The organism is Mesorhizobium sp. M4B.F.Ca.ET.089.01.1.1, assembly GCF_004022605.1.
GTDB classification, from domain to species: domain Bacteria; phylum Pseudomonadota; class Alphaproteobacteria; order Rhizobiales; family Rhizobiaceae; genus Mesorhizobium; species Mesorhizobium abyssinicae.
In genome coordinates this window covers 1-6,473 of the sequence record NZ_RZOS01000335.1, presented here as the reverse complement: position 1 = coordinate 6,473, position 6,473 = coordinate 1, and the positions used below count along the sequence as shown (strand labels likewise).

Here is a 6,473-nt window from a genome sequence, read left to right as displayed (position 1 = left end):
CTCTGAAAAGCGCACCGCCGCCGAGAAGAGGGACTACATCGGTCGTCACCGGCCGATGGCGTAGCCGACAATCAGGCGCGACCAGGCATCGAGGACGATGGCGACGTAGACGAAGCGGGTTGGCTTGGGCCAGGTTCGGGAAGATCGGACCGCCGTGATCACTATCGGTCGTGGCAATAAATCGCCGTCTGATCTTTGGTTGCAGGCCGTGTTCGCGCATCAGGCGCCGGATCTTTTTATTGTTCACGACCACGCCCTGCTGACGCAGGGCCGCACCAACGCGGCGATAGCTGTAGAATTCGAACTCGTCGCAGATGGCAAACATGGCCTCAACGATCGCCGTGTCGTCAGCCCGCTTTTCCGGTCATAGTAGGTCGAGCGCGCGGTGCCCATCAGCCGGCATCCTTCGGCGACGGAATACCGCGGGGCCGGTGATAACGGATGTGTCCCTCTTCTCGGCGGCGGTGCGCTTTTTCAGAGCCCCCTTAGAAACTCCAGTTCCAGGGCCTGCTTGCCGACGAGCCGCTCAAGGGCCGCGATCCGAGCTTCGTATTCCCGGATCAGGTCGGCCGCCTGCGCATCGTCGTCGAAGGCGCCTGCCTCGTATTTGCGGACCCAGACCCGGATCAGATTGCGGGTGATGTCGTGGCGTTTCGCCAAACCGTGTAGCGTCTCGCCTGACAGATATTCCTGCGCGACCTGACGCTTAAACTCGATGCTGTGTGTGCGGTATCTTGCCATGGTTCTCTTCGAAAACCCGACAAGACTGGTCAATCCCTCATGCCGAACTGTCCACCCTCAGGGGCGCACTTCAAAACAGGGGTCCTCATTCCACGAAAAATCACAACCTGCTCTTCATGAAGGAAGCCGCTGACCGAGATTCTGGCCGAACCGCAATCAGTCATGAAGCTGCCTGTTGAAGGAGTGATCCAATGACTGCCGAGAAAGTGAAATTTCCATTTCCGACGCCCGCGAGCGCATGCTGCGCGGCGTCAACATCCTCGCCGAGGCGGTGACGCCGGTCCTAAGGGCCTCAACGCAGTCATCGACAAGTCGTTCGGCACCCCGCGCGTTACCAAGGACGACGTGACGGTGGCGAGAGATCCAGCTCCAGGACTAGTTCGAGAACATGGGCATACAACTTATGCGAGAAGTGGCGTCAAGGCGCCGGGTTTCGGCGAACGCCGCAAGGCGATGCTGAAAGACATCGCATCCTGACCGGGGGCACGCCGATCTCGGAAGACCTCGGCATTAAGCTCGAAAACGCCACGCTGGAGATGCTCGGCCACGCCAGGAAGATTGAGGTCGAGAAGGAGATCACCACAATCGGCGACGGCGTGTGACGGTGCGCGAAGCCCGAGTTCGGCTATGGCTTGGAATGCTCAGACCGACGAGTTGGCGATCTGCAGCCAAGCGTGATCGACCCGCCAAAGTTTCGCCCAAATACTGATTTCTGGCAAAAATGCAATATCCTAATATTGCTAACCACCCAAGCCCTATGATAGTAACGACTCGGCTTGAGGAGATCGTATGGTTCAGCCCGGTAGAACTCCACTTCATGTTCAGCTCGCCGATATCATTCGGTCTCAGATCGAGAGCGGCGTGTTCAATGCTGGCGACCAGCTCCCCACCGAGATGGAGTTGATGAAGCAGCACGAACTCAGCAGCAGCACGGTGCGACAGGCGGTGCTTGCCCTTGTCGGTGAAGGCTTGCTATATCGACGCGCTGGCAAGGGGACGTTCGTTGCGAAGCGTCCTATCGGCCGGGACCTGCTTACTTTCTCCGGCTTTTCGGAAGAAGCCGTAGCGCGTGGATTCCGGCCGGGTACTAAGCATGTGACGGTCGAGTGGCGTTCCGCTGACGCCGTGGTTGCAGCCGCACTTAACGTGCCGACCGATGAGAGCGTCTTGACCATCGAGCGCCTGCGCACGATCGACGACGAGGTCGTAGCGGTTGAGGCAGTTTCGTTTGTAGCAGCAATCGGTCTACTCATGGAAAAGCTCGACCTTGCCGACACCTCTTGCACAGAGATTCTTGAGCGGCAGCTTGGTGTGGCTCTGGCGCGAGCCAGGCAGGAGATAACGGCCGGCGTCGCGCGTGCCAAACTGGTAAAAGCACTCGACGTGTCGAGCGGCGCTGCGGTGCTGCAAATCGACCGTACCGCCTTCGACGCGACCGATCAGGTTATTTACTTTTCGTCCTCGTCCTACCGGGCCGACCGCTACATTTACACCGGCTGGATCGAGCGCAAGAGCGCCTCGATCGCTCAACCACGCCAATTAATCGGCGGGAGCAGATGATGCCCACTTGCGAGGTTTACGTCGTCGGCTCGTACGGAGTTGCGTTTTGGATTGTGGGCGACGTGCCAGCGCCGGGCGAAACTCTGCTGGGGTCGGGGTTTGCCTTCGGAAATGGCGGCAAGGGCTCTAATCAGGCTATTGGAGCTGCGCGACTCGGCGCCAGATGCAAACTGCTGGCCGGCGTTGGCGCCGACCAATTCGGTGACGAAGCACTGCAGCTCTGGCGCGCCGAAGGCGTCGACTGCTCGGCTGTGAGGCAGATGACTGAGACACCGACGATGGCCGGGATCATCATTCTCGACGCCGAAGGCGAGAACCGCATCATCACCGATCCCGGCGCCAACGCGCGGCTTACGGCGACCGATGTCGAAACCTTCGCAGCCAGCTGGAAGAGCCGGGGCATCCTGCTCACACAGCTCGAGATCCCAGTCGAGACGGCGGCCCGCGCGCTTGCCATCGGCAAGGCGCGGGGACTGACGACCATCCTTAATCCCGCGCCTGGGCGCGCCCTGCCGAGGGAAATCTTTGCCGACGTTGACATCCTAACGCCGAACCAGTCTGAAGCGCGCATTCTGCTGGGGCTCGACGCGGACGATCAGCAGGCCGACGCCGACTTGGCGGCAAGACTGCGTGGCCTCGGCGTGGGGCACGTGGTCATGACCCTGGGAGCGGATGGTGCCTTGATTGCCGGCCCCGAAGGACTGACCAAGATCGCGAGCTACCCAGTCGACGTCGTCGACACTACCGGGGCTGGAGATGCATTCAACGGGGCACTCGCTGCGGGGCTGGCCAGTGGATTGACCCTCGCAGAAGCCGTTCGCCGCGGCACCGCAGCGGGCGCCCTCGCAGTCACGAAAAGGCTCGTGGTTCCGGCATTGCCCGACGAGAGACAGATTGCTGAGTTGATGAAAAACCGGACCGCTTGCGCATGAAGATTAAGGTTGCTTTCCTTCCCGCCAGCCCCATGGCTATTGCCGGAGACGTGTGCATTATCGTGGATGTGATCCGCGCCACGACGGCTCTCGTCGGACTTTTCGACGCTGGCAGCGAATGTGTGTTTGTCGGCGGATTTCGCTCGGATGTCGCCAAAGCGCGCGCCGCCGTGGGCGAGAGTGGCGTTATTTGCGCGGAGCTGGATGATGGATCAACACCCCTCGGATTCGATCATGAGCCATCGCCGTCCCTCCTGTCCCGACTCGATCTGTCGGGCCGCTCCGCGATGCTGGCAACGGCCAATGGCACGCCGGCCATTCTCGCGGCAGTTCGCGAAGGCGCAGCCTTGATACTGCTTGGTTCGCTGCGAAACCTTGATGCGGTTGCCCGGCGTGCGCTCGCGGAGGCGTCATCGCGCAATGCAGACATCACGATCATCTGCTCGGGCCAACTGCGCAACTCACGTATCGCGATTGAAGATAGCTATTGCGCCGGATTGATCGTTTCACGGTTTTGTGAACTGGCGAGGGATGACGCTGTTGAACTAGACGACTCCGCCTCGCTCGCTCACGGCTTCACAATCTCGCAAGATAGTGCCGTGAAGGTGTTATTGGGCTCGATGACCGGTCGCCGCTTCATCGGCAACTGTCGGCAGAACGACGTGGAGTTCTGTGCGCTCATCAATGAATCTACAATCGTTCCGGTCGTTGCCGCGCACGGCGAAGATTCCGATCATCCGGTCTATCTCCTCGATGCCGAGTAGCGCAGACGCCATCAGATTGATCAGTGGCCGACCTCGCATCCTGGCCACAGCAGATCTCAGTCCGGAAGGCATCGCCTCGCTCCGCGAAATGAGCGAGCTTAACTTGCTCGGCTGGGCAGCCGGCGAGTGGTTCTGTGATCGCAAGCAGCTAATGGACGCAATCGCCGATGCCGAGGTTGTGATAGCGGGATATGAGTGCTTTGACGACGCGCTGCTTGCTGCCGCACCCCAGCTTCGCGTCATCATGTCAGTGCGCTCGGCCCCGGAAGCGAACATCGATGTGGCAGCCGCCACCGCGCGGGGGATCGCCGTCCTGCACACTGTCGGGCGGACGGATCACGGGGTTGCAGAGTTCACGGTTGCTCTCGCGCTGGGGCTTACTAGGCACCTTATCCCTGCCGGTGCATGGATTAGGTCCCGCTCCCCCGACTTCGACGCCGGGGAGAGCTTTTATCATGGCACGGTGTGGGGACGCGGCGCGAGTTCTCCCCAGCTCGCATTCACGGGCATCGAACTTCATGGTCGCACGCTCGGTATCGTCGGCTTTGGAGCAATTGGTCGTGTTGTCGCTGAGAAGTTCTCGGGCTTTGGAATGGAAATTCTCGTGCACGATCCTTACGTCTATAGCGCCGAGTTGAGATCTCTCGGGGTCAAGCCGGTCTCGCTCGACGAACTTCTGGGACGCTCGGCAATTGTAACCTTGCACGCGCGGCTCAGCACGCAAACGCGCGGCATGATCGGCGCAAATGAGCTCGATCGGATGGGACGCGACGCATATCTCATCAACACCGGTCGTGCGGGCCTTATCGACACGGAGGCACTCTTACGAGCTCTGGATCGTGGAAAAATTGCTGGTGCCGCGCTAGATGTGTTTGACACGGAGCCGCCTTCGACGAGGGATCCTCTTATCACTCATCCGCGCGTCCTTGCGACGCCTCACATCGCCGCGTGGACCGAAGAAATGCGCGTACGTCACACCCGCAGCATTGTGCAAAATCTGCAGCGTCTCTTGGCTGGCAACCCGGAGAATCTGTCGAACCCCGAAGTTCTCACGATGGCGGGGAGGACCTTGCCTTGAAAATCATTGATGTCGCCTCACGTCTCTATCACATCCCGCCAACGGTTCCCTGGGAGGACGCCACACACCGCGTCGCGAACCTCGAATTCATTATCACCCACGTGACTACAGACGCTGGAATCGTTGGCGCGGGTTTTGCCTACACGACGGGGATCGGCGGAAGCGCCATCCTCGCACTGATCGATGATTATTGCCGAACGATGCTTGTCGGACAAGATCCGCGACAGATCGAACGACTTTGGTCGTTCCTCTATGGCCAATTGCATCGCAGCGGCACTGGGGGCATCAACACTCTCGCATTGGGCGCGATCGACATCGCGCTATGGGATATCGCGGCCAAATGGTACGACGTTCCGCTATTCCGTTTGCTCGGCGCGCGGCGTGACAGCATCCCCACCTATGGCAGTGGCATCGACCTTTTCCTCGACAGCGATGCTCTACTCAACCAGGTCGATGGATTCCTGGCGGCAGGCCACAAGGCGGTGAAGATTAAGATCGGTCGGGACAATGCCGAAGAAGATCTCGATCGTATCGTAGCCGTGAAGAAACTGATCGGTCCCACGCGACGACTGTTCGTCGATGCCAATCAGCGCTGGAATGTCGCCGACTGCATGATCCGCCTGCAGAAACTCGGGGCGTTCGATCTTGGCTGGATCGAAGAGCCTCTCCATGCCGAGGATATTCGCGGGCACGCCGACCTACGCGGCTTCGTAGCGCTGCCCATTGCGGTCGGCGAGAGCCTATATACGCGGCATCAGTTTGCCGATTATCTCAAGGCCAACGCCGTCGATGTCGTCCAAGCGGACGTGTGCCGCGTCGGAGGTATCAGCGAGTGGCTGAAGATCGCCAATCTGTCAGCGTCCTTCCACCGCACCATGGCGCCCCACTACATGTCCGAACTGTCCGTCGCGATGATGTGTGCGATCGACAACGCGGACATCCTCGAATGCGTGCACGGCGGAAGCTTCTCCGAGATGGGCGTGCTTCAGACGGCACTTCGCCTCGAGAACGGGCTGGCCTTCCCATTTGAGGCACCCGGACATGGGGTGATTTTCGACGACGAAAAGCTGGAACCCTTCGCTGTCGATGCTGCCGAACTGCGGAAGCAGAACCTGCAGAGCGCAAAGTAAATGCGGCTTCATCAAGCGCGCACGGCGTTCGGTTGCCACAATCTCTTAGGCGAGGGATGCAACTGGAGCGCTTTGGACCACTGCCTTTGGTGGACTGACATTGAAAGAAAATGTGTGTTCCGCTGGGACGACAACGGGAAGGTTGGGGCTGTGCGACAACTTCCCAACCGTGCTGCCTTCGTTTTTCCACGCGCGCGTGGCGGCTTCGTGCTCGGCTTTCCTAAGTCTATTGTTATCACGGACCCGACATTCACCGACTTCTCACAAG

Annotated in this window: 7 protein-coding genes; 5 read left to right on the top strand and 2 right to left on the bottom strand. The window is 59.9% G+C overall.

What is annotated here, in order from left to right; all coding sequences use genetic code 11:
• Window positions 1-325 (bottom strand): IS3 family transposase (locus tag EN780_RS24815; RefSeq protein ID WP_133372702.1); only part of this gene is annotated, 325 nt, incomplete at its 3' end.
• A 149-nt stretch (window positions 326-474) separates the two neighbouring features.
• Window positions 475-741, bottom strand: coding sequence for a transposase (locus EN780_RS24810; RefSeq protein ID WP_128275593.1), 267 nt, complete (start codon window positions 739-741; stop codon window positions 475-477).
• Between the two features lie 789 nt (window positions 742-1,530).
• On the opposite strand from EN780_RS24810, the gene EN780_RS24800 reads away from it, so the two are divergent.
• The 5 genes from EN780_RS24800 to EN780_RS24780 are packed head-to-tail and all read left to right on the top strand — an operon-like array spanning window position 1,531 to window position 6,205.
• Window positions 1,531-2,301, top strand: a complete 771-nt coding sequence (locus EN780_RS24800; protein ID WP_128275592.1) for a GntR family transcriptional regulator — start codon at window positions 1,531-1,533, stop codon at window positions 2,299-2,301.
• On the top strand, window positions 2,298-3,233 hold the full coding sequence (locus tag EN780_RS24795; protein ID WP_210215048.1) for a ribokinase: 936 nt from the start codon (window positions 2,298-2,300) through the stop codon (window positions 3,231-3,233). The genes EN780_RS24800 and EN780_RS24795 overlap by 4 nt, the downstream gene beginning before the upstream one ends.
• Entirely contained in the window at window positions 3,230-3,997 is a 768-nt protein-coding gene (locus EN780_RS24790; RefSeq protein ID WP_128275591.1) for a 2-phosphosulfolactate phosphatase, read from the top strand. Before EN780_RS24795 ends, EN780_RS24790 begins: the two co-directional genes overlap by 4 nt.
• The gene (locus EN780_RS24785; RefSeq protein ID WP_128275590.1) at window positions 3,918-5,075 is read left to right on the top strand and encodes an NAD(P)-dependent oxidoreductase; all 1,158 of its coding nucleotides are present in this window, start codon (window positions 3,918-3,920) and stop codon (window positions 5,073-5,075) included. The genes EN780_RS24790 and EN780_RS24785 overlap by 80 nt, the downstream gene beginning before the upstream one ends.
• Window positions 5,072-6,205, top strand: a complete 1,134-nt coding sequence (locus tag EN780_RS24780; RefSeq protein WP_189556705.1) for a mandelate racemase/muconate lactonizing enzyme family protein — start codon at window positions 5,072-5,074, stop codon at window positions 6,203-6,205. Before EN780_RS24785 ends, EN780_RS24780 begins: the two co-directional genes overlap by 4 nt.
• Window positions 6,206-6,473 lie beyond the last annotated feature (268 nt).

Excerpts from the sequence above, each read along its gene's own strand:
- EN780_RS24810 (WP_128275593.1), bottom strand. The coding sequence starts at position 741 with ATGGCAAGATACCGCACACACAGCATCGAGTTTAAGCGTCAGGTCGCG.
- EN780_RS24800 (WP_128275592.1), top strand. The coding sequence starts at position 1,531 with ATGGTTCAGCCCGGTAGAACTCCACTTCATGTTCAGCTCGCCGATATC.
- EN780_RS24795 (WP_210215048.1), top strand. The coding sequence starts at position 2,298 with ATGATGCCCACTTGCGAGGTTTACGTCGTCGGCTCGTACGGAGTTGCG.
- EN780_RS24790 (WP_128275591.1), top strand. The coding sequence starts at position 3,230 with ATGAAGATTAAGGTTGCTTTCCTTCCCGCCAGCCCCATGGCTATTGCC.
- EN780_RS24785 (WP_128275590.1), top strand. The coding sequence starts at position 3,918 with ATGAATCTACAATCGTTCCGGTCGTTGCCGCGCACGGCGAAGATTCCG.